13 protein-coding genes and 4 pseudogenes are annotated in these 25,370 nt (G+C 70.8%); 4 read left to right on the forward strand and 13 right to left on the reverse strand.

The features are described from left to right. The first annotated feature begins 202 nt into the window (after positions 1–202). Complete coding sequence (locus ACF1A1_RS02515; RefSeq protein ID WP_391644618.1) at positions 203–892, forward strand: TetR/AcrR family transcriptional regulator; 690 nt, start codon at positions 203–205, stop codon at positions 890–892. A gap of 90 nt (positions 893–982) precedes the next feature. Here the strand turns inward: ACF1A1_RS02515 and ACF1A1_RS02520 are convergent, their stop codons facing one another. The 3 genes from ACF1A1_RS02520 to pulA form a co-directional block, all read right to left on the reverse strand. Further along, complete coding sequence (locus ACF1A1_RS02520) at positions 983–1,345, reverse strand: 5-carboxymethyl-2-hydroxymuconate Delta-isomerase (protein WP_391644620.1); 363 nt, start codon at positions 1,343–1,345, stop codon at positions 983–985. A gap of 63 nt (positions 1,346–1,408) precedes the next feature. Further along, positions 1,409–3,031, reverse strand: coding sequence for a SpoIIE family protein phosphatase (locus ACF1A1_RS02525; RefSeq protein ID WP_391644622.1), 1,623 nt, complete (start codon positions 3,029–3,031; stop codon positions 1,409–1,411). 70 nt (positions 3,032–3,101) lie between these two features. Next, on the reverse strand, positions 3,102–8,507 hold the full coding sequence (pulA, locus tag ACF1A1_RS02530) for a pullulanase-type alpha-1,6-glucosidase (RefSeq protein ID WP_391644624.1): 5,406 nt from the start codon (positions 8,505–8,507) through the stop codon (positions 3,102–3,104). Positions 8,508–8,721: 214 nt separating this feature from the next. On the opposite strand from pulA, the gene ACF1A1_RS02535 reads away from it, so the two are divergent. Then, the gene (locus ACF1A1_RS02535; RefSeq protein WP_391644626.1) at positions 8,722–9,075 is read left to right on the forward strand and encodes a carbohydrate-binding module family 20 domain-containing protein; all 354 of its coding nucleotides are present in this window, start codon (positions 8,722–8,724) and stop codon (positions 9,073–9,075) included. A 4-nt stretch (positions 9,076–9,079) separates the two neighbouring features. Here the strand turns inward: ACF1A1_RS02535 and ACF1A1_RS02540 are convergent. The 7 genes and pseudogenes from ACF1A1_RS02540 to ACF1A1_RS02570 form a co-directional block, all read right to left on the reverse strand. After that, a pseudogene (locus ACF1A1_RS02540) lies at positions 9,080–10,057 on the reverse strand (non-reducing end alpha-L-arabinofuranosidase family hydrolase); the annotation flags it as partial. Between the two features lie 98 nt (positions 10,058–10,155). Continuing rightward, positions 10,156–11,580, reverse strand: a complete 1,425-nt coding sequence (locus ACF1A1_RS02545; protein ID WP_391644628.1) for a glycoside hydrolase family 30 beta sandwich domain-containing protein — start codon at positions 11,578–11,580, stop codon at positions 10,156–10,158. 131 nt (positions 11,581–11,711) lie between these two features. Next, on the reverse strand, positions 11,712–13,100 hold the full coding sequence (locus ACF1A1_RS02550; protein ID WP_391644630.1) for an alpha-amylase family protein: 1,389 nt from the start codon (positions 13,098–13,100) through the stop codon (positions 11,712–11,714). A 194-nt stretch (positions 13,101–13,294) separates the two neighbouring features. After that, on the reverse strand, positions 13,295–14,989 hold the full coding sequence (locus ACF1A1_RS02555; protein WP_391644632.1) for a glycoside hydrolase family 13 protein: 1,695 nt from the start codon (positions 14,987–14,989) through the stop codon (positions 13,295–13,297). A gap of 152 nt (positions 14,990–15,141) precedes the next feature. Next, positions 15,142–16,050, reverse strand: a complete 909-nt coding sequence (locus ACF1A1_RS02560) for a sugar ABC transporter permease (RefSeq protein ID WP_391644634.1) — start codon at positions 16,048–16,050, stop codon at positions 15,142–15,144. A gap of 13 nt (positions 16,051–16,063) precedes the next feature. After that, the gene (locus ACF1A1_RS02565; RefSeq protein ID WP_391644636.1) at positions 16,064–17,065 is read right to left on the reverse strand and encodes a carbohydrate ABC transporter permease; all 1,002 of its coding nucleotides are present in this window, start codon (positions 17,063–17,065) and stop codon (positions 16,064–16,066) included. Positions 17,066–17,181: 116 nt separating this feature from the next. Then, positions 17,182–18,453 (reverse strand): extracellular solute-binding protein, encoded by a 1,272-nt coding sequence (locus tag ACF1A1_RS02570; protein WP_391644638.1) that lies wholly within the window; start codon positions 18,451–18,453, stop codon positions 17,182–17,184. 395 nt (positions 18,454–18,848) lie between these two features. Here ACF1A1_RS02570 and ACF1A1_RS02575 point away from each other — a divergent pair. After that, positions 18,849–19,881: pseudogene (locus ACF1A1_RS02575) on the forward strand (LacI family DNA-binding transcriptional regulator); the annotation flags it as partial. A 133-nt stretch (positions 19,882–20,014) separates the two neighbouring features. Beyond that, the gene (locus ACF1A1_RS02580) at positions 20,015–20,875 is read left to right on the forward strand and encodes a phosphatase PAP2 family protein (protein WP_391644640.1); all 861 of its coding nucleotides are present in this window, start codon (positions 20,015–20,017) and stop codon (positions 20,873–20,875) included. A gap of 72 nt (positions 20,876–20,947) precedes the next feature. On the opposite strand, the pseudogene ACF1A1_RS02585 reads toward ACF1A1_RS02580, so the two are convergent. From ACF1A1_RS02585 to ACF1A1_RS02595, 3 genes and pseudogenes are all read right to left on the reverse strand, one after another. After that, positions 20,948–21,523: pseudogene (locus ACF1A1_RS02585) on the reverse strand (LysR substrate-binding domain-containing protein); the annotation flags it as partial. Positions 21,524–21,777: 254 nt separating this feature from the next. Then, complete coding sequence (locus ACF1A1_RS02590; RefSeq protein ID WP_391644642.1) at positions 21,778–24,774, reverse strand: bifunctional [glutamine synthetase] adenylyltransferase/[glutamine synthetase]-adenylyl-L-tyrosine phosphorylase; 2,997 nt, start codon at positions 24,772–24,774, stop codon at positions 21,778–21,780. A gap of 340 nt (positions 24,775–25,114) precedes the next feature. Next, positions 25,115–25,201, reverse strand: a pseudogene (locus tag ACF1A1_RS02595) (glutamine synthetase); the annotation flags it as partial. Positions 25,202–25,370: the final 169 nt, after the last annotated feature.

The following is a 25,370-nucleotide window of genomic DNA, read 5'->3' on the forward strand; positions in this document are numbered from 1 at the left end:
CCGGACTCCGCCGCAGGGGGCACGGTCCCGGGGTGGGCCGCCGGGACGATCCGCTGACGGACGCGGAGCGGGGTGACGCGGTGCCGATCGGCGTCTCGTGGTCCCGAAGCGACCGTCCGGTGCCGGACATGTGAGGGATACGTGCGAAAGTGGTGGCCGATCCCGTCCGTTCGCGTCCGGATTCGATCGGTAAGGTGTTCGCATGACAACCGGGGTCCGCCGCAGAATGGGAGTCGAGGAGCGCCGGCAGCAGCTGATCGGCGTCGCTCTCGAACTGTTCGCCCGTCACTCGCCCGACGAGGTCTCCATCGATGAGATAGCCGCGGCCGCGGGCATCTCGCGCCCCCTCGTCTACCACTACTTCCCCGGCAAACTCAGCCTCTACGAAGCGGCGTTGAAGCGCGCGTCGGAGGATCTGGCGAGCCGGTTCGCCGAGCCGCACGAGGGGCCTCTCGGGGCGCGGCTGCGGCGGGTGATGCGCCGGTACTTCGACTTCGTCGACGAACACGGCCCCGGTTTCTCGGCCCTCATGCGCGGCGGTCCGGCGGTCGGTTCCTCGACCACGAACGCGCTCGTCGACTCCGTGCGCCAGGCCGCCTACGAGCAGATCCTGTCGCACCTGACCGTCACCGACCCGCCCCCGCGTCTGGAACTGGTCGTCCGCTCCTGGATCTCCCTCGCCGAGTCGACCGCGCTGATCTGGCTGGACGGGCGGCGCATCCCGCGCGAGGAGCTGGAGGTCCAGCTCGTGCACGACTTCGCCGCCCTCACCGCCGTGAGCGCCGCCTACGACGAGGAACTGCGCACGCTGCTGCGGCCCGTCCTGGCCGACGAACCGGCCGACGGGCCCTTCGGCGACCTGGTGACCCGGCTGATCGCGATCACCTCTTAGGGGTCCTTGCACGATGAGCGCCCGGGTCGTGCGGCCTGGCGCTCATGGTGCAAGGACCCCTTGGCCCTCGTCGGCTTCGGTCGGCTCTCGTCAGCCTTCGTACTTGCGGTACGACGGGTCGAGGTCGCGCACCTCGGCGGAGGCGTGCAGGACGAACCCGTCGCCCCGCACGTGCTCGCGCAGCAACTCCAAGACGGCCTCGGTCAGCCTCGCCTTGGTCTCCTCGGTGCGGCCGGCCAGGAGCCCGAGCGTGACGTGGACGATCGCGTGGCGCCGCTCCTCGGGGTCGTCGTAGCCGAACGCGGTGCCGTCGGCGCCGCGGAACAGGGTCTTGCAGGCCTCCGGCTTGGCGGCCGCGATGTCGACCACCGCGGTGTGCAGGGCCTGCGCGAAGGCGGCCCGGTCGAAGGCGGGGGCCATGGTGGCCGAGTAGTCCACGGTGATCTGCGGCATGGGGCACTCCTGTTCCGGGCGACCCTGTTCCGGGCGACCCTGTGCTGGGCGACGGACGTCACCCTAATCGGCCCGCCGCAGCGCCAGCATCGCGATGTCGTCCTCCCGGTCGTGGCCGAAGCAGTCGAGCAGCGTGTCGCACAGGGCGTCGAGGCCCGGCAGCGCACCGGCGGCGGCCGCGCGGAGCTGCTCCATCGAGGCCGCGAGGTCCGTGCCCCGGGTCTCGATCAGGCCGTCGGTGACCATGAGGAGCCGGTCGGTGGGTTCGAGGAACAGCTCGGTGGGCGGCGGGTGGGGCAGGCCCACCCCGAGCAGCGGGCCGGCGGCCTTGACGTAGTCGGCGCTGCGGTTGTCCCCGATGACCAGCGGCGGGATGTGTCCCGCGTTGGCGATACGGGTGCGTCCGGTGTCCGGGTCGATCAGGGCCAGGCAGACGGTCGCCGTGACGTCGGGGTGGTAGTGCTGGAGCATCCGGTCGAGGCGCTCGGCGAGCACGGCCGGGTGGCTGTCCTCGACGCAGTAGGCGCGCAGCGCGTGCCGGATCTCCACCATGACGGTGGCCGCCTCCAGCGAGTGCCCGACGACGTCGCCGACCGCGGTCAGCACCCCCTCACCGGTGCGCAGGGCGGCGTAGAAGTCGCCGCCGATCTCGGTCTCCCGGGACGCGGGCACATAGCGGACCACGACGTCGAGGCCGGGCAGTTCGGGCAGCCGGTGCGGCCGGGGCAGGAAGCTGTGCTGGAGGGTGAGCGCGACGTGCCGCTCGACCTGGTACATGAGCAGCGGCTCGGCGGCGAGGGCGGTGGCCTGGGCGAGCCGGGCCACCAGGGCCTCCGTCTCGGGGTTCACCCGGCGTGCGCCGCGGGTGGGCGTGGCCAGGCACACCGCGGCCCTCCCGTCCTGGGTGCGGGTCAGTGCCAGACGGGCGTCGTGCTCCATGCCGGGCCGGAAGAACCCGGTGGGCCACAGCGGCGCGGGCACCGTGGTGATGCGCACCCCGGCCTGCCCGCGGGTGAGCCGCCGCAGCAGACCGGCCACGGTCCGGTGCGCCTCCGCGCCCGGCGGCGCGAGCGAGGTGCGGTCGCGGGAGGTGCCGCGGTACAGCTCGTCGTCCGGGCCGAGGAGGAAGACGGCGGCGGGGCCGCCGGTGAGCCGTGCGGTGCCCTCGGCGGCGGCGTCGGCGAGTTCTTGCAGGGAGCGCGCCGCCTGGATGGTGACGACGCTCTCCGACATCAGCGACAGCCGCCGGGCCAGCGCCTGGTCGTCGGCCCGCAGCCGGGCGGCGCGCACCGCGGCCCGGACCACCGCGTCGATCTCCTCGGGCTCGGCGGGCATCTCCAGGTAGGCCTCGCCGCCCGCGTCCAGTCCCTGACAGCGGTTGGCCGGGGCCAGGGCGGCGGCCGAGAAGTGCACGACGGGCAGGCCGGCCATGTGCGGCCGGGACTTGAGCCGGCGGCACAGTTCGAAACCGCTCATGTCCGGCAGGTCCACGTCGACGAGCGCCACGTCGGGCAGGGTGCCTCTGCGCAGCCGTACGTCGAGTTCGACGAGGGCCTCGCGGCCGGTGGCGGCCTGGACGACCTGGTGGCCGGCGCGGCGCAGCAGTGCGCCCATGGCGAACCGGCTGGCCGCCACATCGTCCACGACCAGTACCGTCGCGTCGCTCCGCCTGCCGTCGACGTCCATCTGTCAGTCCTCGGACACACCGGTGGAGCAGACCCGATTCCGGGTCTGCTCCACCAAGGTAAGGCCCTTGTCAGGGGGTCCGGGAGAAGACGGCGACGGTCCGCCCCGGAACGGCGAATGTGCCCGATTCCGCTTCGTACGTCGCGGACTTGACGGTAGAGTCCGCCCCCGCCGCCTGCACCGGGTGCAGCCGGTAGCCCGTCCCGGCCAGTGCGGCGACCCGCTGCCGCTGGGCGTCCGGCGTCGCGTTGAACACCACGACCAGGTCACCGAGTTCCATGGTGATCACGCCGGGCGTCTCGTCCTTGCCGGAGAGCGGGAAGGAGAGCGCCGACTGCACCTGCGCGGCCGTGTCGAGGGAGAACGCCTTCTCCGTCGTACGGATCCTCAGCAGGTCCCGGTAGGCGGCCGAGGCTCCTTGGATCTGCGGGCAGCCCACCTGGATCCGGGTCAACAAGGGCGTGGCGTAGGGCCACTTGGACTGGTTGTCGGCGGCCGGCGGCAGTCCGCGGCCGAAGCCGTTGCCGTCGGCGCAGCTCCAGTGGATCGCGTTGAACCAGTCGCCGCTGTCGTAGGAGTTGCGGTCCAGGGACTTCGAGCGCAGCAGGTCGGTGCCGGCCTGGGAGAGGGCCGGGCCCTGGGACAGGGTGGCCGTGGCCAGGGCGAGGACCTGCATCCGGGCGCGGTCGGAGGCACTCGTCGTCGGGGGCAGTTTGTAGGCGAGGGCGTCGAACAGCGACTCGTTGTCGTGGGCGTCGGCGTAGGCGAGGGCGTCGCCGGGTGCCTCCGCGTAGCCCGCGGGGCTGCCGTTGTAGTCGACCTCGGCGCCGGTGACCTCCCTGCCGCTGGTGTCGGTGAAGCGGTACCGGGCGAGATTGCCGCTGAGGCCCACCTTGATCAGGTCCTGGTAGTGCAGCAGCCGGGCCTTCTGCTCGGCCGGAGTGCCGTTGCCGGTGGAGGAGTTGGGGTCGGTGTGGAGTCCGGAGGCGAAGCCCTGGACGCCGGGGTCGGCGTCGAAGGGGCCTCCGCCGCGTACGGCGTCGCGCGCGCGGTCGGAGAAGGTGGCGATGCCGGTGCCCGCCATGTTCTGCTGCGTGGCCTGGACGAACCGGGCGTCGTCGGCGACCTCGCCGAAGTTCCAGCCCTCGCCGTACAGGATGATCCTCTTGCCGTCGACGCCGTCCTTCGCGAGGGTCAGCGCGTCGAGGGCCTTGCGCACGGCGAGGATGTTGGCCTTCGGGTGGTGTCCCATGAGGTCGAAGCGGAAGCCGTCGACCTTGTACTCCTTGGCCCAGGTGACGACCGAGTCGACGACCAGCTTGCCCATCATGGCGTTCTCGGTGGCCGTGTTGGCGCAGCAGGTGCTGTTGGCGACCGAGCCGTCGGCGAGGAGCCGCTGGTAGTAGCCGGGCACGACCTTGTCGAGGACGCTGGTGTCCGCCTGCCCGGCGGCCGCGGTGTGGTTGTAGACGACGTCCATGACGACCCTGAGGCCGTCCTCGTTCAGCGCCTTCACCATCCTGCGGAACTGGACGGTACGGGCGGTCCCGTCCGGGTCGGTGGCGTACGACCCTTCGGGGACCGTGTAGTGGTACGGGTCGTACCCCCAGTTGTAGGCGTCCTTCGCGGCCGTCCTGGCGACGCAGGCCTGCTGCTGGTCGGAGTCGGCGGGGAGGGCGGCGAGGTCGCAGCCGACGGTGGCCTGGTCGGCCTTCTTCTCGGGGATGGTGGCGATGTCGAACGCCGGGAGGAGATGGACGTACGAGGTGCCCGCCTCGGCCAGCGCCCGCAGGTGCTTCGAGCCGTCGCTGTCCTTGTCGGTGAAGGCGAGGTAGGTGCCGGGGTGCGTCGCCGTCCGGTCCGCCACCGAGAAGTCCCGGATGTGCAGCTCCTGGATCTGGGCGTCCTCGAGCGGTACGGCCGCCGGCTTCTTCAGGCCCGACCAGCCACCGGGGGCGAGGGACTCGTCGTCGAGGTCGACGACGAGGCTGCGCTCGGAGTCCGCGGTCAGGGCGACCGAGTAGGGGTCGGTGACCTTGTTGGTGACGACCTTGCGGACGCTGGGCGCCCACACGGTCACGACGTACCGGTAGGGCTTGTTCTTCCAGGACCTGGGGCCGGTGACGGACCAGACGCCGGTGCCGACGTCACGCTTCATCCGCACCGTGGTGCCGTCGAGCTCCAGGGCCACGTTCTGCGCGGTCGGGGCCCACACGGCGAGCGTGGGGCGGCCCTTGTGGAAGGTCGGGCCGAGGTCGGCCTCGGTGGCACCCGCGTGGAGGTCGTCGAGCACGCCGGCGATCTGCACGCCGGTCGCCGCCAGTACGGCGCCGTTCACGGCCCGTTGGGAGGCGACGACCTGGCCGCGGACGGCCTCGCGGACCCGGTCGCGGTCGCGCGGGTCGACGGACCAGGCGGTGGCGCCCTTCAGGTGCGGGAACCGCGCCTTCTGGGCGTCGGTGAGGGTCGTCCTCGTCAGCCGCAGCCAGCGCTGGTCGGCTCCGGTGAGCGTCCCGTCGGTCACCTCGATCGAGCCGTCGTGGGAGTACAGCAGCTGGGTGGAGGCGGCCGTGTCGGAGCCGTTCCAGGCGACGGTGTCCCGGTCGATCCAGACCGCCTTGGAGGTGGAGAGGTCGAGGGCGGCGGCACTGCCCGCCGGCTGCGGCAGCAGGTACTTCTGCTGACCGCTCAGCAGCCACACCTCATGGCCGTCGGCCGTCAGGTCCAGCGACTGGTCGGCCGGGAGGTCCTTCTCGTCGCCCTTGTGGATGATGTAGCCGAGGCTGGTGGCGCCCTCGGTGAGCGGCACCTCGAAGACCGCCCCGTAGGGGTCGGTCCGCACCGGCTTCAGGGGGTTCGACCAGTCGGTGGGGTGCGCGGCGCCCGTCCAGGTGTGCAGCCCCCAGCCGTCGTAGTTCCCGTCGGCGCGGTGGTAGTGCAGGACGGCCTTGGTCCTGTCCGGAGCCGGGTATCCGGCCGAGGGCCGCTCGGTGAGCACGGCCTCCTTGCCCTGCTCGATCCACACCTCGCCCGTCCGCGTGACGTCGATCGTGCGGTCGGCGGAGACGTCCTTGTCGCCCTGGCGGTCGATGACGAGGAAGCCGACGTCGGAGGCGCCGGGCTTCAGCTTGACGTAGGCGAAGGCACCGTACGCGTCCCGGCCGGTGAACGGGTGGCTGTCCGGCCAGTTCGTCGACTCGCCGTCGGCGAGGTCGCCCCAGGCGTACAGGCCCCAGTCGTCGTAGTCGCCGTCCGCGCGCTTGTAGTGGACGACCGCGTAGTCGCGGGAGGAGGCGGTGGGGGTCTCCTCGGCGGGCGGGGTGCCGGTGGCCGACGCCGCCGTGGCGCTCGCCGTGCGTCCGGCGGAGTCGACGACGACCGCCTTGTAGCGCAGGGCGGTGCCGGCCGGCACGTCCTCGCCGATGGTGTGGGTGACCTTGTACGGGGCGTGGTCGGCGGAGCCGAGCGTCTTCCACCCGCCGTTGCCGACCTGGGCGGCGAAGACCACGCGGTTGAGCTGCCCGCCGTCCACGTCGGCGCTCAGCTCGACGGTGCCGGTGGCGCCGGTGGCCGGGGCCTGGAGGCGGATCGCGGGCCCGGTGGCGGGCCGGGCGGGCCTGCCGGACGCCTTGAGGACGACGGTCGCGCCGGCCGGGACCGTGACGGTGACCTTCTTGCCGGCGTCGGAGGTGACGGTGCCGGACGTGCCGTAGATCCCCCGGAAGGTCGTGGTCGCGGAGCCGGTCGGGAAGGTCGCCGTCCTCGCCTCACCGGCGTTGTTGAAGGCGACGAGGTACTCGGTCCGGTCGGTGCCGGTCCGGGAGAAGGCGTAGACGCCGGCGCCGTCCGCCGCGTAGCGCTCGGTCTGCACGCCGTCCGTCAGGGCGGGGTGGGCCTTGCGCAGCTGGGAGAGGGCGGCGATCCGCCGGTACAGGGGCGCGCTCGTGTCGTAGGCGTCGCTCGCGTGGGTGCGGTCGGTGCCGATCTCGTCGTCGTCGAGGTAGTCGGCGGTGCGGGAGGCGAACATGGTCTGGCGGGCGTCCTTGTCGCCGCCGGAGCCGGTGAAGCCCTGCTCGTCGCCGTAGTAGACGACGGGGTTGCCGCGGCTGAGGAACATCAGCTCGTTGGCGAGCCGGTCCTTGGCGAGGATCTCGGCGTCGGTGGCCCCGGGGTTGTCCTGCTTCAGGAAGTACCCGACGCGGCCCATGTCGTGGTTGCCGAGGAAGGTGACCTGCTCGTAGGCGTTGGCCTTGTCGGTCGTGTACTTGTAGTCGTCGGCGAAGACCGAGGCGAGCTTCTTGGCGCTGCCGCCCTGGGAGGCGTACTGGCGGGCCGCCTCCTGGAAGGGGAAGTCGAGGGTGGCGTCGAGCCGGCCCTGGGTGACGTAGGGGGACGTGATGCTCGTGTCGGCGGAGTAGACCTCGCCGAACATGAAGAAGTCGTCCCGGCCCCGCTTGGCCGCGTAGGCGTCGAGGGCCGTGGCCCACTGGGTCCAGAACTCCATGTTGACGTGCTTCACGGTGTCGATCCGGAAGCCGTCGACGTCGAAGTCGCGCACCCACCGCCGGTAGATCCTCTCCATCCCCTCGACGACCTCGGGACGCTCGGTCCACAGGTCGTCGAGGCCGGAGAAGTCCCCGTACGTGGTCGACTCGCCGGCGTAGGTGGAGTCGCCGCGGTTGTGGTACATCGTCGGGTCGTTGAGCCAGGAGGGGACCTTGACGTCCTTCTTGGCCGCGGCCACGCCCGGCGTGCGCGGGAAGGACCCGGCGTCGACGGCGGGGAACCCGGAGGTGCCGGCCGCGTAGTCCGCGTCGTCGAAGGGCTCGCCGTCCTTCGTCAGGTAGGGGAAGGCACCCTTGGAGAGGTAGTCGTAGGACTTCTCCTCGTAGTCGACGACGTCGGCGGTGTGGTTGGTGATGACGTCGAAGTAGACCTTCATGCCCTTGGCGTGCGCCTTGGAGATGAGGGTCTTCAGGTCCTCGTTGGTGCCGAAGTGCGGGTCGACCTGGGTGAAGTCGGTGATCCAGTAGCCGTGGTAGCCGGCGGAGGAGTTGGCGCCGGTGCCCTGGACGGGCTGGTTCTTGAAGAGGGGCGCCATCCACAGGGCGGTGGTGCCGAGGCCCTTGATGTAGTCGAGGCGCTTGGTCAGGCCCTTGAGGTCGCCGCCCTGGTAGAAGCCCTTGTCGGTGGGGTCGTAGCCGGTGGTGAGGCGTGATCCGGTGAGGCCGCCCTTGTCGTTGGCGGGGTCGCCGTTGGCGAAGCGGTCCGGCAGGACGAAGTAGAACTGCTCGCGCGTGGCGTCGTGCCGGGCCGGCTCGGCGGCGAGCTTCGCGTCCGACGGAGGCGGGGGCGGGCTGTCCGCGTGGGCGGCGAGGGGCGGCACGAGGGCGGTGGCGAGCGCGGCGACGGTGACGGCCGCGACCCGTCTGGTGTGCCCGGTGCGGCGCGTCCGGGGCGCCGATCTCGATATCACAGGCGGAACTCCTTGCGACTACGGCTCTGTTGGGTCCGACCCCGCGCGACCGTACCGCTGACGAAAGCTTTACAGCAAGAGGCTTGAAACCGATAGCAAGAACTTTCACCGACAACCTTGACGTGCCCTTCTCAACTGGCCCAGTCTCACGGGTTGTTGAATGCCAACCCTTTCGTCGGGAGCCGCAGCATGACCTCCAGGCACCACCCCCCGGGTGTCTTCCGCCGCGCCGCGAGCGCCGTGGCCGCCGGCACCCTCGTGCCTGGCGAACGCCGACGCCACCGACGTCACCTTCAACGTCGACGCGACGACGACCTGGGGCACCACCGTCCATGTCGTCGGCTCCCTGCCCTCGCTGGGCTCCTGGAACCCGGCGGACGCGATCCCGCTGTCCTCGGCGTCGTACCCGACGTGGAGCAAGACGGTCATCGTCCCCAGGAGCACGTCCTTCGCGTACAAGTACATCGCGAAGGACGCCTCCGGGAACGTGATCTGGGAGTCCGGCACGAACCGCTCGTACGCGACGGGCACGTCGAGCGGTTACGCGACCGGCGACACCTGGAAGTAGCGGACTAACAGGTCGAGTTCGTCTGCGTCAGCAGGCCCAGCCGCCAGGGCAGCGTGTTGTAGTCGCCGGTGGCGGAGGGGTTCATGCCCTGGTAGAGGTACTGAAGCCGGCACGGGTTGATCGTGAGGGTCTGGTCCGTGCCGGCGCGGACCATCTCACCGTGGCTGATGTCCTGGGTCCAGGGCGTGCCGTCGAAGGTGACGTTGTTCGAGCGGGCGAACGGGTTGGTCTCGGAGTCGGCGAGCGGGGTCCAGGTCCCGTTGACGGCGCCCGAGGTCCAGGACCGGAAGTACCGCTTGCCGTTGCCGCCGATCGCCTCGACGAGGAGGAGGTAGGTGTTGCTGCCGCTGAGCCTGTAGACGTTGGCGGCCTCCCAGAGGCGGTACTTGTTGGCGTCCCGCATCACCATGACCGTGTTGGTGAAGCCGTTCGGGAAGTTCGCGAGGCTGGTCTGCGAGCGGTAGAGGTGGCCGTTGTCGTCGGAGGAGAACAGGTAGCAGGTGGCGCTGTCGCAGACGTTCCAGAAGTCGACCCAGTAGCCGTTGCCGATGTTGTCCTTGATGATCTGCGGCATGCCCCCGGCGTAGAACTTCTTCGGGGCGCTCCACGACTGCGGGTCGGCGAGGTTCGCGGTGGTCGAGTACGCCGCGTTGTCCCCGGTCTGGTGGACGAGGTACCACAGCCGCTGGGGCGCGAAGTAGAACACCTGCGGTGCCGCCTTGTACCCGGCGCCGATCGCCGTCCGGTCCAGGTAGTGGTGCTGCGCGGCGGCGGCCTGCGACCAGTCGGAGAAGTTCAGGTACACCATGCTGTACGCGCCGGTGGTGGTCGTGGTGGTGGCGAAGACGTGCCACCGGCCGTTGTGGTACACGACCGACGGGTCCTTGACCGCGCTGAGGCTGTGGGTGGCGTCCGACTTCGGGGAGATCAGCACGCCGCTGGACTTCCACTGGAAGCTGCCGGGCAAGGCGGCCGCCGCCGTGTCCGTGTCCGCGGACGACGGTGGGGCCAGGGCGCCCAGCAGCAGGGCCAGCCCGGCGACCAGGACGGCGAGACGCCGTGTCACACGCATCGCGACTCCTATCGCTTGATGGTGTAGGTGACCAGGGACCGGGCCGGGACCGTGGCGTTCAGCGTGCTCCCGCCGACCGCCACGGCGGCCTGCCGGGCCGTGTCGTGGGTGCCGTCGGTCAGGTACGGGGTGGCCGTCCCGGTGGTGATCCCGGTGTTCCGCAGGCTGTACGAGACCTGGGTGGCGCCGGTCGCGGCGTTGAGGGCGACGACCGTCACGGATCCGTCGGTGTTGCGGAACGCCGACAGCTTGAGGTTCGGGTCGGGTGTGGTGGCGCCGATCCGGGTGGCGCCGGGCCGGACGAAGCGGCTGTAGTTGGCGATCGCCCAGAGCCTCTTGGAGACGTGGAAGGTGGTGCCGTCCATCTGGATCAAACCTCGGGTCGCGCCGGTGGAGGCCCCGTACCAGTAGATGTAGCCGTTGACGTTGCCCTTGGTCAGGGCGTCGTGGACGGCGGAGGCGACGGTGAAGCCGTCGTAGCCGCTGCCGTCGTCCCAGTTCTCATTCCAGGTGGTGCCGTTGGGCGACCACTCCGACATCCAGGTCCGCTTCCCGGTCGGCAGGGGCGCGTCGACCGGGCTGGCGTAGGTGTGGCCGGCGTGGGTGGCGACCAGGCCGCGGGCCGTCGCGTCCGCCTCGAGGGCGCTGCTGTAGGTCTTCTGCTGGTTCCAGCCGAAGGAGTCGCAGCAGACGACCTTGTGTCCGGCCGCGTTGGCGAGCGGACCGAAGACCTTGGTGAACTCGACCGCCTGGGCGGGAGTGAGCCGCATGGAGTCGTAGGTGGCGGTCCAGTCGGGCTCGTTGGTGAAGCCGAGGTCCGTGACCCGGATGCCCTCCTGCGCGTAGAACCTCGCGTACTGGACCAGGTAGTTCGCGTACGCCCGCCGCCAGTCGCCGCTCGCGCAGGTGGCGCCCGCGAGGCCGCAGAGGGTGCCGCCGTCGGCGTCGGTGCCGTTGGTCTTCATATAGCCGGGCGCGGTCCAGGCGTCGGCGTAGAAGCGGGTCACGCCGTACGCCTTGGCCTGCTGGGCGAGCCAGACCTGGCCCTTGTCGTCGCGGTCCCAGACGTACTCGGGGGTGGCGTTCGGCCCGCCGGGGTCGGTCGGCTGGATGCCCGAGTCGATGCCGAGGCGCAGGATGCTCAGGCCGGCACCGGTGGTGGGGCTCAGCAGCAGGTCCAGCAACTCCCGTTGGCGTGCCGCGGGCAGGCCCTGAGAGCCGCGCATGATGTTCGCCCGCCCGAAGTGCTCGGAGAATCCGAAGCCGTCGATGGGCTGGAGGATGGTCGAGCCGTTGATCGTGGCCGTGGTCGCCGCTCTGGCCTGCGGGGCCTCCGGCAAGGTGGCCGCGGTGGTGCCGGTGAGGGCGAGCAGGGCCGCCGAGGACGTCACCGTCCACTGTCGGAGTCTGCGCAACGCGATTCGCTCAAACATGATCCGCCCAATCGTGGGAGCGCTCCCATACTGCTGCGGAACGTAGGGCGGGGCTCCGGAGGCGTCAACCCCTCGCGTACCGCGCATGGCCGGACGTACCATGCGCGGTCACGCGGAGCGGCACCGGCGGCTCAGCAGCTCGACTTGCCCGCGTGGATCGCCAGGGCCGTGTTGGCACCGAGGGTGGCCGTGAACTGCCCGCTGGAGTTCACCGTCACCGTGGTGTTGTTCTGCACGTTGCAGTAGGTCCCCGCCGGCAGCGAGGTCTGGTACGTGCGGCTCAGGGAGCCCGCCTCGTGGTTGATGGCCACGTACCCCTTGGCGCCCCGCCCGAAGGCGATCGCGTCGCCGCCGTTGTCCCACCAGTTGGTCACGGACTCGCCGCGGGTGGCGTTGCGGAAGGCGACCATGGACCTGATCTCCGGCCAGGCGTGCTGGCACTTCCAGCCGTTCTGCCAACAGGCGCTCACGGCGCCGCCGTTGGGCGGCCCGGCGTCGATGTCGGACCACTCGTAGCCGGAGTTGACGTCCGGGGCGCCGTAGGGCCACGCGAGCATGAAGACGTTGGCGAGGGTGTAGTTCGCGCCGTCCTTGTAGTTCAGGGTGGAGCCGTTGCGCTCGGTGTCGTGGTTGTCGACGAAGACACCGGAGACGCCGCCGCTCAGGTAGCCCCAGCCCTCGCCGTAGTTCTTGAGGTAGGCGAGGTTCTCGTTGTTGAAGACCCGCTTGAGGTCGTACGCGTACCGGAACTCCTGCACATCGCCGTTGCCCGTGTACTCGGTGGGCTGCACGGCCTCCCCGCTGCCGTAGATGACCTCCTGCTTCCAGTACGCGTTCGGGTTGGTCAGACGGGACTTGATGTTGGCGAGGTCGGCGGTGTCGATGTGCTTGGCCGCGTCGATGCGGAAGCCGTCGACGCCGAGGGAGAGCAGGTCGTTCAGGTAGCCGGCGATGGCCGACCGGACGTAGTTCTCCCCCGTGTCCAGGTCGGCCAGGCCCACCAGCTCGCAGCGCTGGACGTTCCAGCGGTCGGCGTAGTTGGTGATCTGGCTCGTGCAGTCGTCGAAGTCGTAGGAGGAGTACAGGCCGGGGTAGGCGTACTTGGTGTACGACGAGCCGCCGGTGCCGGTGCCGCCGCCCGCCGACATGTGGTTGACGACGGTGTCGACGACGACCTTCACGCCGGCCGCGTGGCAGGTGTTCACCATGTCCCGGAAGGCCGTACGGTCGCCCAGCCGGCCCGCGATCCTGTAGCTGACCGGCTGGTACGACGTCCACCACTGCGCGCCCTGTATGTGCTCGGCGGGCGGGGAGACCTGGACGTATCCGTAGCCGGCCGGGCCGAGGGTGGTGGTGCACTCCTTGGCGACCGAGGCGAAGTTCCACTCGAAGAGGACGGCGGTGACGTCCTTGGTGCCGGGCGGGGAGGCGTGGGCGGTGCCGGGGGCGGCGAGGACGGCCGCCGTCGCGGCGAGGGAGAGGGCGAGAGCGCCCGAAGAAACTGATCTTCTGCGAGCCATGTGGGGTTCCTTCGACGGTGAAGGCGCTTGCTGAAATCTTTCAGCAAACTTGCGGTGACGCAGATGTTAAAGGCCCGCCGCCTGAAAAGGCAGCGGGCCGTGTGAAGTTGATGCAAGAACTTGCGAAGGGCCGTCAGGGCGCGCTCGGTCCGCGCCGGACCGAGCGCGGTCCCCGGACCGAGCGCGGTCCCCAATCAGTCCGCGGTGAACCAGACCGTCGTGTCCGCCGGCACCTTCGCCTCGCCGTCCGCCTCGGTCAGCTCACCGCTGGCGAGCAGGACACGGCCGTACGCCGGGGTCGTCACCGACTCGCCGGTGGTGTTGGCGACGCACACGAACTCCCCGCGCCGGAAGGCCAGGACGCCCTCGGGGGCGCGCAGCCACTCCACGGAGTCGCCCGCGCCGAGGTCCGGCTGGGCCCGGCGGACGGCGAGCGCCGAGCGGTACAGCTCCAGCGTGGAACCCGGCACGCCGTCCTGCGCCTCGACGCTCAGTTCGCCCCAGCCCTCCGGCTGCGGCAGCCAGCTGCCCCCGCTGCCGAAGCCGTACGACGAGCCCTCACGCGTCCACGGGATCGGGACGCGGCAGCCGTCGCGGAAGCCGTCCTGGCCCGCGCCGCGGAAGTACGCCGGGTCCTGGCGCACCTCGTCGGGCAGGTCGACGACGTCCGGGAGGCCCAGCTCCTCGCCCTGGTAGACGTAGGCCGAGCCGGGCAGCGCCAGCATCAGCAGGGTGGCCGCCCGCGCCCGGCGCAGGCCCAGTTCGCGGTCGCCGGCGGTGCGGATCTGCGTACCGAGGCCGGGCGGGTTGGCGAAGCGGGTGGCGTGCCGGGTCACGTCGTGGTTGGACAGGACCCAGGTGGCGGGGGCGCCGACGGGGCGCATCGCCTCCAGGGTGCGGTCGACGACCTGGCGCAGTTCCTCGGCGTCCCACTCCGTGCTGAGGTACTGGAAGTTGAAGGCCTGGTGCAGCTCGTCGGGGCGGACGTAGTTGGCGGTGCGCTCGACGGTCGGGGTCCAGGCCTCCGCCACGAAGACGCGGTCGCCGGCGTACTCGTCGAGGACGCGGCGCCACTGCCGGTAGATCTCGTGCACGCCGTCCTGGTCGAAGAACGGCATGACATCGTTGCCCAGCAGTTTGAGCTGGTCGTGGGCGCCGAGGTCGGGAAGCCCCGCCGCCTTGACCAGGCCGTGGGCGACGTCGATACGGAATCCGTCGACGCCCATGTCGAGCCAGAACCGCAGGATGGAGCGGAACTCGTCGCCGACCGCCGGGTGTTCCCAGTTGAAGTCGGGCTGCTCGGGGGCGAACAGGTGCAGGTACCACTCGCCGGGCGTGCCGTCGGGCTCCGTGACCCGGGTCCAGGCCGGACCGCCGAAGATCGACTCCCAGTCGTTGGGCGGCAGTTCGCCCTTCTTCCCCTTGCCCGGGCGGAAGTGGTAGCGCTCCCGCAGCGGGGAGCCGGGGCCCTCCGCGACCGCCCGCCTGAACCACTCGTGCTGGTCGGAGGAGTGGTTGGGGACGAGGTCGACGATGATCCTCAGGCCCAGGTCGTGGGCGTCGCGGATCAGCGCGTCGGCGTCGAGGAGGTTGCCGAACATCGGGTCGACGGCCCGGTAGTCGGCGACGTCGTAGCCGGCGTCGGCCTGCGGGGAGGCGTAGAAGGGGCTGAGCCACACGGCGTCGACGCCGAGGTCGCGCAGGTACGGGAGGCGGGAGCGTACGCCTTCCAGGTCACCCATGCCGTCGCCGTTGCTGTCGGCGAAGCTGCGCGGATACACCTGGTAGATCACCGCGTCCCGCCACCAGTCGCGGTGCTTGGCGACGGTGGCGACGGCGGAGGCGGGCCGGGAGGTGGGGGCCGGGGCGGCGGAGTGCTGCTGGCTCATGGCGTCCTTGGTACGTAAGGGGGTTGCGGTCATGGTCTTGGGGTGCGGCGGCGGGTGAGGTGATCAGGCGGCCGCGGTGCCGGCGGGGTCGGATGGACACCGCGGCCGCCACCCGCGCCGTCAGGGGCGCGGGAGTCTCTCGACGGGAGGGCTCAGCCCTTCGTTCCGCCTGCGGTCAGGCCGGTCACCAGGTTCTTCTGCACGAGGTAGAAGAACGCGGAGACGGGTATCGCGATCAGCACCGCGGTGGCGGCCATGAGGTTGCGCTGGGCGTCGTGCTCGCTGACGAAGCTCTGCAGGCCGACGGCGAGCGTGTACTTCTGGTCGTCGAGCAGGAAGGTCGTCGCGAAGGCGACCTCGCCGAAGGCCGTGATGAAGCTGTAGAACGCGGCGACCGCGAGGCCCGGCTTGGCGAGCGGCAGGATCAGCCGCGCGAAGGTGCCGAAGGGGGTCAGGCCGTCGACGCGCCCGGCCTCGTCGATCTCGAACGGGATGGTGTCGAAGTAGCCCTTGAGCAGCCAGGCGCAGTAGGGCACCGCGGTCGAGCAGTAGACGAGGATCAGGCCGAGGTAGGTGTCGATGAGCTGGAGCTCCGACAGGATCTGGTACATCGGCACGATCAGGACGGCGATCGGGAACATCTGGGTGACCAGCAGCACCCACATGAACTTCCGGTAGCCGGGGAAGCGCATGCGGGACACGGCGTAGCCGGTGGTGGCGGCGATCAGTACGCCGATGACCGTGGTGCCCAGCGACACGATCAGCGAACTCTTCAGCCAGTCGAAGAAGTTCGTGTCCTGGAGGACGAACGAGTAGTTGTCGAACGTCATCTTGGACCAGATGCGTCCGGGGTGGAGGTAGTCGTCCTTGTCCGGGCCGAGGGAGAGGAAGACCAGCCAGGCGATCGGGAAGAGCGCGATGAGGCTCGCGACGGTCAGGACGCCGTGGGAGGCGAGGGCGGCGAGGGGTCCGCGCTTCCCACGGCCCCGGGTCTTCCCGGGGGTGCCGGCGGAGCCGTGCCGGGTCACGTCGGCGGAGGTCTCGGCGGTGGTGGTACTCATGGGAACTCCTGCCTCAGATCGCGAGCTGCTGCTCGTTGCGGTTCAGCCAGCGGCGGTAGAACGAGGTGAAGACGATCAGGATGGCCAGCAGCAGGATGCCGTAGGCGGCCGACTGAGCGAAGTCACGCGGCTGCTGTCCGAAGCCGAGGTAGTACGCCCAGGTGACGAGGATCTGCGCGTCGGGGGCCGTGTTGCCGAACAGCAGGAAGATCACGGCGAACTGGTTGAAGGTCCAGATGATGCCGAGGAGGACGACGGTGGAGCTGACCGACCGCAGGCCCGGCAGGGTGACGTAGCGGAACCGCTGCCAGGCGTTCGCGCCGTCCATCTCGGCGGCCTCGTAGAGGGAGGAGTCGATGGACTGCAGGCCGCCGAGCAGGGAGACCATCATGAACGGCACACCGCACCAGGTGTTGACCATGATCGCGGCGAACCGCTGCCAGAAGGTGTCCTCCAGCCACAGCGGGGCCGGCAGGTGGAGCGCCTCCAGGCCGGAGTTGATGATGCCGCCGTCGGCGAGCATGAACCGCCAGCCGAAGACGGTGACGAAGGTGGGCACGGCCCAGGGCAGGACGAGGATCAGCCGGTAGAAGGTGCGGCCGCGCAGCTTCTGGTTGAGCAGCAGGGCGAGGCCGAGGCCGATGGTGTAGTGCAGGGCGACGCAGGCGGCCGTCCACACGATCGTCCAGACGAAGTGCGACCAGAAGCGGTCGTAGGCGGTCTCGCCCCACAGGATGTCGGCGTAGTTGTCCAGGCCGATGAACTTGTAGGTGGCCTCGATCTCGTTGACGCCGATGGTGCGGGCCGTGTTGAGGCTGTTGGCGTCGGTGAGGGTGAGGTAGAGGCCGTACGCGAGGGGGTACAGCACGAGCACGCCGAGGACGACGACCACCGGGGCGATCATCGCGTAGGCGTACCAGTGCCTCCGGTAGCCGTGCCTCAGGCGCCGGCCCAGCCCGGGCCGCGGCGCCTCACCGCGGCGCTTGCCGGTCGCGCGGTCGATGGCGACTGTCATGGTTCGACACCTTCTGGAAAGAGCGGGGGATCAGGGGGTTGGGCCGGGCGGGCACAGGCCGGTGGCCGCCGGATCACTCCCCCCATGAGCAGGGTGATCCGACGGCCACGCGGGGCTCACTTGCTGAAGTCCGGAACCAGCTTGGCGATGGCGGTCTCGACGTTGCTCAGGCCCTTGTCGAGGGACTCCTTGCCGCCGGCGATCTTGGGCAGCTCGGTGTCCAGCGGGCCCCACAGGGAGCTGTACTCCGGCAGGGCCGGGCGCGGCTGGGCGGCGGACAGCACGGTCTGGTAGCCGGCGATGCCCGGGTCGGCCTTCACCTGGTCGGTGTAGGCGTCGTCGCGCGTCGGCAGGGTGGAGTTCTTCAGCGCGACGGCCGCCTGGGACTTCGCGGAGGTCATGAAGTTGACGAACTTCAGCGCGGCCTTCTGGTGCGCCTCGTCCGAGCCGGCGTAGACGGACAGGTTGTGGCCGCCGGTCGGGGCGCCCGCCTTGCCGGTGGAGCCGGCCGGGACGGTGGCGATGCCGAGGTTGTTCTTGTCCGTGAAGGCCGAGCCCTTGTAGAAGTTCGTGATCTCCCAGGGGCCCTGGACGATCGCGGCGACCTTGCCGTTGACGAAGGCGTCCTGGATGTGGGCGTAGGCGTCGGCGGTGGTGTCGGCCTTGTGCAGGCCCTTGCCGTCGAACAGGCCGAGCCAGGTGCCGTAGGCCTTCTTCGCCTCCGCCGAGTTGACGGTGATCTTCTTGGCGTCGGCGTCGACGGTGTCGGTGCCCTCGCCGTAGAGGAAGGACTGGGCGTAGTAGGCCTGGGTGGAGCCCCAGTAGCCGTCGACGCCGGTCTTGTCCTTGATGGTGGCGGCGGCCGTCTTCAGCTCGTCCCAGGTCTTCGGGGCGGCGGTGATGCCGGCCTTGGCGAAGAGCGCCTTGTTGTAGACGAGGGCGAGGGTGTCGGTGACGATCGGCACGCCGTAGGTCTTGCCCTCGTACTTGGCCTGCTCGATCAGGTTGGACTTGAACTTGTCCTGCTCGGCGAGGGCCTCGGTGCCGTCCAGCGGCAGGAAGAAGCCCTTCTTGGCGAAGGCGGGGGTCCAGCCGACCTCGGAGCGCAGCACGTCCGGGGCGCCCTTGGAACCGGCGGCGGTGTCGAACTTGTTCTGCGCCTGGTCGAAGGGGACGTTGACGTACTTGACCTTGATGTCCTTGTTGGCGGCCTCGAACTCCTTGACCAAGGCCTGGTACGTCGGCGCCTCGTTCGTCGCGTTGGAGGTGTCCCACCAGGTGATGGTGACCGGACCGTCGGCCGAGTCGCCGCTGTCACTTCCGCCGCAGGCCGTCGCCGCGAGGGCGAGGGACGCCACCAGCGCGGTGGCCGCTATGCCACGCCGCATGAGTTCTCCTTGAGGGTGAAAGCCCGTGTAGCTACAGGGAGCGGTCCCGTCCGCCGTCCCTGTCGACTTGCCGACTGCGCCGTTGCGGCGGCTGCCGGGCGACGTGAACGTAACAGCGTTGTAAGTGGCGCGAAAGACCTTGCAGAAAAAAAGTGCAAGACATCTCCGAAGTTATCCGGGCGTGACCTGATGACAACCGCCATGAGACCGTTGTTGACGCGGTTGAGCGGCTACAGAGCGGGGCACGGCCCTGTTGTGCAAGACTCTGCAAGCTCTTGCCATCACTTTCACGAGGGAGCGCGATGACGCAGCAGCCCCGGGCGGGCCGTACACCAGGGCGCCCACGGCGTCCGATTGGTGTGCAAGGTGACACCTGGCCGGTACAGTCCACACCTGTGACCACACGGCTTGCCGACATCGCTGCGCAGGCGGGGGTGAGCGAAGCGACCGTCAGCCGCGTCCTCAACGGGAAGCCGGGCGTCGCCGCCACCACCCGCCAGTCCGTGCTCGCCGCCCTCGACGTGCTGGGCTACGAGCGCCCGGTCCGTCTGCGGCAGCGCAGCGCGGGCCTGGTCGGCCTGATCACGCCCGAGCTGGAGAACCCGATATTCCCGGCCCTGGCCCAGGTCATCGGCCAGGCGCTGACCCGCCAGGGCTACACCCCGGTCCTCGCCACGCAGACCCCGGGCGGCTCCACCGAGGACGAGCTGACCGAGATGCTGGTCGACCGCGGGGTGGCCGGCATCATCTATGTCTCCGGTCTGCACGCGGACACCACGGCCGACATGCAGCGCTACGAGCAGCTGCGCGCCCAGGGCGTCCCCTTCGTCCTCGTCGACGGCTTCTCCCCGAAGGTCCAGGCCCCCTTCATCTCCCCCGACGACCGCGCGGCGATGACCCTCGCGGTCACCCACCTCGCCTCCCTGGGCCACACCCGCATCGGCCTGGCCCTCGGCCCGAAGCGCTTCGTGCCGGTCCAGCGCAAGATCGAGGGCTTCGTCCGCGCCATCCAGGACCAGCTGGGCCTGAGCCCGGAGACGATCGAGTCCGACCTCGTCCAGCACTCCCTCTACACCCTGGAGGGCGGCCAGGCGGCCGCGACGGCCCTGATCGACCGCGCCTGCACGGCCGTGGTGTGCGCCAGCGACATGATGGCCCTGGGCGCGATACGAGCGGCGCGGCAGCGCGGGCTGGCGGTCCCCCGGGACGTCTCGGTCGTCGGCTTCGACGACTCCCCCCTGATCGCCTTCACCGACCCGCCCCTGACCACGATCCGCAAGCCGGTCCCGGCGATGGGCCAGGCGGCGGTCCGCACGCTCCTGGAGGAGATCGGCGGCACCCCGGCCCCGCACAGCGAGTTCGTGTTCATGCCGGAACTCGTCGTACGCGGCTCCACGGCCTCGGCCCCCCGGTGACCGCCGTCGTCCGCGGGGCGGAGAAGGGCACGTCCGGGCAGTGCGCCCGGCGTATCCCGTAGGGGTCTCCCGGGCGGAGAACATGCGGGTGGGAGGGCACCAGGGGATGATCGGGGCAGAAGGCTTTTCTGGCAGACTCTGTGTCCATGACTGAATCGACCGTGACGCCACTGGAAGGCCGTACCGAGGCCACTCCACAGGCGGTCACGGCCGGAACGCGTCAGGGGCCGCTGCACCGCCTGCGCACTCCGCGCCGCCCCCGCCTCTGGTTCGAGATCCTGCTGATCGCGGTGAGTTACTGGACGTACTCCCTGATCCGCAACGCGGTCCCGGAACAGAAGGCCGAGGCCCTGCGCAACGCCGACTGGATCTGGAAGGCCGAACACCAGCTGGGCATCGCCGTGGAACAGTCGGTCAACCACGCCGTGAACTCGGTGACTTGGCTCATCATCGGCATGAACTACTACTACGCCACCCTGCACTTCGTGGTGACGCTCGGTGTCCTGGTGTGGCTCTACCGCTTCCACCCCGGCCGCTACGCGGCCACCCGCCTGGCCCTCTTCGCCACCACGGGAGTGGCCCTCGTCGGTTACTACCTGTATCCCCTGGCGCCCCCGCGCCTGATGAACGGCGGCCACTTCGTCGACACGGTCGTGGTCCACCAGACCTGGGGTTCGATGGCCTCCGGCGACCTGAAGAACATGTCGAACCAGTACGCCGCGATGCCGTCCATGCACATCGGCTGGTCCCTGTGGTGCGGCCTGACGATCTACGCCCTGGCCACGGTCCCCTGGGTCCGCGTGCTCGGCGTGCTCTACCCGGCGGCCACCCTGGTGGTCATCGTCGCCACGGCCAACCACTTCTGGCTGGACGCGGTGGGCGGCGTCCTCTGCCTGACCTTCGGCTTCACGGTGGCGATGGTCTGGTACGGAGCACTGCCGTACGCCCTGCCGAAGCTGGTGTCCGCCCGAGGGCGCCCCGGCGTCCCGCTGCCCACGAAGGCATGAGACCCACGCTTCGGCGGCTGCCCGCAGCACCTCGATGAAGAACTCCACGACAGGTTGCGCGGGGGCGCTCTCCCGCACCGCCGCCTGAATGCCCCGCACCGGCACCGGGTCACGCACTTCCCGTACGACGACCCCCGGGTGCCGGCTGCCGAGCCCCAGCCGGGGAATGAGAGCCACGCCCGTTCCGGCGGCGACGAGCCCCGGAGCGGTCACGCAGTCCTCGCTCCCGACGACGCACCGCGGCCGGAACCCGGCGTGAGCGCACGCGTCGAGTGGAGCGTCGAGACAGGGCCCGGGCCACTCCCTCCCGACCCACACCTCCTCGGCCGGCTCCCCCCAGCCGCACACTCCGCCGCGCGGCGAGCCGATGCCCCGGGGCAGCACGGCGAGGCAGGGATCGTCCCGCAGCCGCACCAGCCGCAGGCCCTCACCCGCCCCCGCCCGCACCAGCAGGGCGAGACCGGCCCGCCGCTCCCTCGCGTCCGCCGGCGCGTCGCCGGGCCCGGCGAGCCCCAGCTCGACCCGCACGCCCGGACGCTCCTCCCGCACCCGCACCCGCACCCGCACCCGCACCACGGCGGGAGCCGCCGGCCCGGCCCCGGCGGTGGCGAAGTACCGTACGGCCAACCGCCCGGTACGCCCCGCCACCGGATCGGCCAGGCCTCCGCCTCGGCGACCGGCCGCCCGATGGCATCGGCGTACCCGGTGAGCAGCGGCCCGGCAGCCGTGGGCCGCACCCCCCGCCCCACCCGCTCGAGCAGCTCTGCCCCGGCCTCCTTCTCCAGGACGGCGACCTGCGGAGGCAACGAACCGAGCCGCACGAGGCCACCAGGGCGACCCAGGTGACCGAGGCGAGCCAGGTGCCCCAGGTGACCCAGGTGACCGAGGCGCTGGGAGGGGGCCTACCCCCCGTAGAACAACTCGTCAACGACCCCCCGGGCCCGCCGAGCGGTGCGCCGATAGTCGTCGAGCATGTCCCCGACGTGCCCGGGCCCGTACCCCAGGTACCGCCCCACGGCGGCCAGCTCCCGACCGTCCGAGGGAAACGTGTCCCCGGCCCGCCCCCGAACCAGCATCACCGCGTTCCGCACCCGCGTGGCCAGCACCCAGGCCTCGTCGAGGGTCGCGACGTCCTCCTCCGACAGCAGCCCGGCCTCCCGCGCCGCGGCGAGCGCACCGCGCGTACGCGTGGTCCGCAGCCCCGGCACCTCGGACCCGTGCCGCATCTGCAACAGCTGCACGGTCCACTCCACGTCGGACAGCCCACCGGGCCCCAGCTTGGTGTGCAGCTTCGGGTCCGCCCCGCGAGGCAGCCGCTCCGACTCCATCCGCGCCTTCAACCGCCGGATCTCCCGCACGGCATCGCTCCCCAGCCCCGCCTCCGGGTACCGCAGGGGATCGATCAGCTCGACGAACCGCCGCCCCAACTCCTCGTCCCCGGCGACGGGTTCGGCGCGCAGCAACGCCTGCGACTCCCACACCAGCGACCACCGCCGGTAGTAGGCCTCGTAGGACTTCAGCGTCCGTACGAGCGGCCCGGACTTCCCCTCCGGCCGCAGATCCGCGTCGACGAGCAACGGCGGATCGGCACTCGGGATCTGGAGCAGCCGCCGCACCTCCGACACCACGGCGTTGGCGGCCCGAGCGGCCTCCTGCTCGTCGACGCCCTCCCACGGCTCGTGCACGAACAGCACGTCGGCGTCGGACCCGTAGCCCAGCTCGTGTCCCCCGAACCGCCCCATGCCGATGATCGCGAAACGGGTGGGCAGGGTGTCGCCCCACCCTTCCCGTACGACGGCACGCAGCGTGCCGGCAAGCGTCGCCGCGGTCAGATCGGACACCGCGCCCCCCACCAGATCGACCAGCGCACCCTGGTCGGCCTCGGCCGGCTGGGCCTCCGTCCCGTACGAGCCCACGATGTCCGCGGCGGCCGTACGGAACAGCTCCCGCCGCCGCACGCCCCGCGCGGCGGTGACCGCCTGCACGGCCCCCTCCGCCCGCCCGACCGCCGCGAGGATCTCCTGCTCCAGATGAGCCCGCCCCCGCGGATACAGCCCACCACCGTCTCCGTCGCCGAGCAGGGCGACCGCCTCGGGCGCACGCATCAGCAGATCGGGAGCGAGCCGCCCGGCGGACAGCACCCGCGCGAGGTTCTCCGCCGCGGCCCCCTCGTCCCGGAGCAACCGCAGATACCAGGGCGTCTTCCCCAGCGCGTCCGACACCTTGCGGAAGTTGAGCAGCCCGGCGTCCGGATCGGCGGAATCGGCGAACCATCCGAGCAGCACGGGCAGCAGCGTCCGCTGGATGGCCGCCTTCCGCGTCACCCCGGAGGCCAACGCCTCCAGATGCCGCAACGCCGACGCGGGATCGGCGTACCCGAGCGCGACCAGCCGCTCCCGAGCCGCCTCGCTGCTCAGCCTCGCCTCACCGGACGGGAGTTGGGCGACCGCGTCCAGCAACGGCCGGTAGAACAGCTTCTCGTGCAACCGCCGCACCACGGCGGCGTGCCGCTTCCATTCCCGGTTCAGCTCGCCCACGGGTTCGGCACGCAACCCCAACGACCGTCCGAGCCGCCGCTGGTCGGCCTCGCCCTCGGGAACGAGGTGGGTCCGCCGCAGCCGGTACAGCTGGATCCGGTGCTCCATCGACCGCAGGAACCGGTACGCCTGATCGAGCTGCACGGCGTCGGCCCGCCCCACGTACCCGCCCGCGGCCAGCGCCTGCAAGGCGTCCAGCGTCGTACCACTGCGCAGGGACGCGTCGGCCCGCCCGTGCACCAGTTGCAGCAACTGCACGGCGAACTCGACGTCCCGCAACCCGCCGGGCCCGAGCTTCAGCTCCCGTTCGACCTCGGCGGCTGGGATGTTCTCGACGACCCGCCGCCGCATCTTCTGCACGTCGGCGACGAAGTTCTCCCGCTCGGCGGCCTGCCACACGAGCGGCTCGACGGCGGCGACGTACGCCTCTCCCAGGGCGAGGTCCCCGGCGACCGGCCGGGCCTTCAACAACGCTTGGAACTCCCAGGTCTTGGCCCACCGCTGGTAGTAGACCAGGTGACTGCTCAGCGTCCGCACCAGCGGACCGTTGCGCCCCTCGGGCCGCAGGTTGGCGTCGACGGGCCAGATGGAGCCCTCGACCGTGGTCTCGGAACAGATCCTCATCATGTGCGAGGCGAGCTTGGTGGCGGCCCGCAGGGCCTTGCCCTCATCGGCGCCTTCGACGGCCTCCCCCACGAAGATGACGTCGACGTCCGACACGTAGTTCAGCTCGTGCCCTCCGCACTTGCCCATCGCGATGACGGCGAGCCGGCACAGGGCCGCGTCGTCGGGCGCCGCGGCGCACGCGATACCGAGCGCGGCCCGCAGGGTGGCCGTGGCGAGATCGGCGAGCTCGGCGGCGGTCTCGGCGACGTCGGTGGTCCCGCAGACGTCCCGAGCGGCGATGGACAGCAGACACCGCCGGTAGGCGACACGCAACGACACCGGATCGGTGGCCTCGGCGAGCCCCCGCTCGAACTCCTCCACCCCGGGATGGAGGTCGCGGGGCTCGTACGTGACGAGCGCCTCCCAGTCCCGTGGATGCCGGGCGAGGTGATCGGCGAGGGCGGCGGACGCCCCGAGCACCCCGAGCAACCGGTCCCGCAACGGCTTGGCCGCTATGACCGTGTCGAGCAGCCGCCGCCGCGAGGTGACCTCCGGCTGCGCCTCCAGCAACCGCACCAGCCCGTGCAGCGCGAGATCGGGGTCAGCGGTCCGCCCCAGGGCCTCCAGCAGCACGGGATCGTTGCGCACCGGGGAGAGCTCGGTGCTCTCGAGGAGCCGCTCAGCGGCGGAGGGATCGGTGAAACCGTGCCGCAGCAGCCGTGTGAAGGTACTGCTCCTGCGCCCCGGCCCTGTCATCCCGGCCTCCTCGACTCCGATCAAGGTCGTACGGCTCGAGCCTAACCGCAGAGCCCGGGGGAAGCGCCGGGGTGGGCGGCGATGAGTGGCCGCCCCGCCGCGGTCCACCGCACGATCCGCCGCACGTGCCGGCCGTGGTGAGCCCCGGCGCACGAAGCCGGGAGTCGAGGCAGCACTCGGAGGGCACGACCACGCGCGCGCACGGCCCACACACGGGCCACACACGGGCCGGAGTCATCGATACGAACGTCGGGACGACCGTCGATGGAAAACAGGGCCGACGGTCCCCTGACCGTCGGCCCCGCGTGTCGCTCCAGCGGACATCCGCCCCTGCCCGCGCCTACAGCACCGGCAGGTTCTTCCGCAGCTCGAAGGCCGTGACCTCGCTGCGGTACTCCTCCCACTCCTGGCGCTTGTTGCGCAGGAAGTGACGTCAGTCCGGAGCGACCTCACGCGATCGACGTGGGCGCAGCGCTGGCCTGTGATCGGACGGTCGTCATCGGTCGTTGTTGGTCGCTGTGGGCCACCCTTCGACGGCCCACAGACGGCCCGGCGGCACCGCAATCGCTGACCTCTTCGTTCGTCCCGAGTGCGAT

It is taken from the genome of Streptomyces sp. NPDC014995 (genome assembly GCF_043080745.1).
Classification (GTDB): domain Bacteria; phylum Actinomycetota; class Actinomycetes; order Streptomycetales; family Streptomycetaceae; genus Streptomyces.